The sequence below is a fragment of the Mycobacterium sp. NGS27 genome, from assembly GCF_059813005.1.
Map to the genome: position 1 here is coordinate 1 of NZ_JCALDT010000026.1, position 1161 is coordinate 1161.

General features: G+C 69.8%; 1 protein-coding gene. It reads left to right on the top strand.

Annotation, left to right across the window (positions count from 1 at the left end; genetic code table 11):
• On the top strand, positions 1 to 1161 hold a 1161-nt coding region (locus tag AC5Y30_RS25400), incomplete at both ends, for an amino acid adenylation domain-containing protein (protein WP_499922053.1).

Here is a 1161-nt window from a genome sequence, read left to right on the forward strand (position 1 = left end):
ACTGGTGTTTTCGCGCTCGGTGCAGGCGATCACCGCGATGGTGGCGGTCTTGAAGACCGGGGCGGCTTATCTGCCGATCGACGCCGCCGCCCCGGCAGCGCGCATCGAGTTCATGCTCACCGACGCGGCCCCGGTCGCTGTGGTGACCACTACCGCGTTGCGCTCGCGGCTGGACGGCCATGACGTGAGGGTCATCGAGGTCGACAACCCCGCGGTCGATGATCAACCCACCACCGCGTTGCCGGCGCCCGCGGCTGATGACCTCGCCTACCTGATCTACACCTCGGGCACCACCGGGGTCCCCAAAGGCGTGGCCATCAGCCACCGCAACCTGGCCCATTTGGCCGAGTCCGCACCGACCGGGCTACCAGTAACCCAGGTGTGGACCCAATGCCATTCGTATGCCTTTGACTTTTCGGTGTGGGAGATCTGGGCCGCCCTGCTGCACGGGGGGCGCCTGGTGGTGGTGCCCGACGAGGTCACCGGCGCCCCGCAGGACTTCCACGACCTGCTGATCGCCGAGGGGGTCACCGTGTTGACCCAAACCCCCTCCGCGGTGGCCGCGTTGTCCCCGCAGGGCTTGGAATCGGCCGCGCTGCTGCTCGGCGGGGAAGCCTGCCCGCCCGAGGTGCTCGAGCAGTGGGCGCCCGGACGGCTGGTGATCAACGCCTACGGCCCCACCGAAGCCACGATCTACGCCGCGATGAGCGCCCCCCTGCACCCCGGGGTCACCGCGGTGCCGATCGGCGCGCCGGTGCCCGGTACGGCGTTGTTCGTCCTTGATGGGTGGTTGCGCCCGGTGCCGGTCGGGGTGATCGGTGAGTTGTATGTGGCCGGCGCCGGGGTGGGCGTGGGTTATGTGGGCCGGGCCGGGTTGACCGGATCGCGGTTCGTGGCCTGCCCCTTCGCCGGGCCCGAGGCCCCCGGACAGCGGATGTATCGGACCGGGGATCTGGTGTGTTGGCGCCCTGATGGGCAACTGGACTACCACGGGCGCGCCGATGAGCAGGTCAAGATCCGCGGCTACCGCATCGAACTCGGCGAAATCCAGGCCGCCCTGACCACCCTGGCCGGGGTGGAGCAGGCGGTGGTGCTCGCCCGCGAAGACCAACCCGGCATCAAACGCCTGATCGGCTACATCACCGGCGACGCCGACCCGGC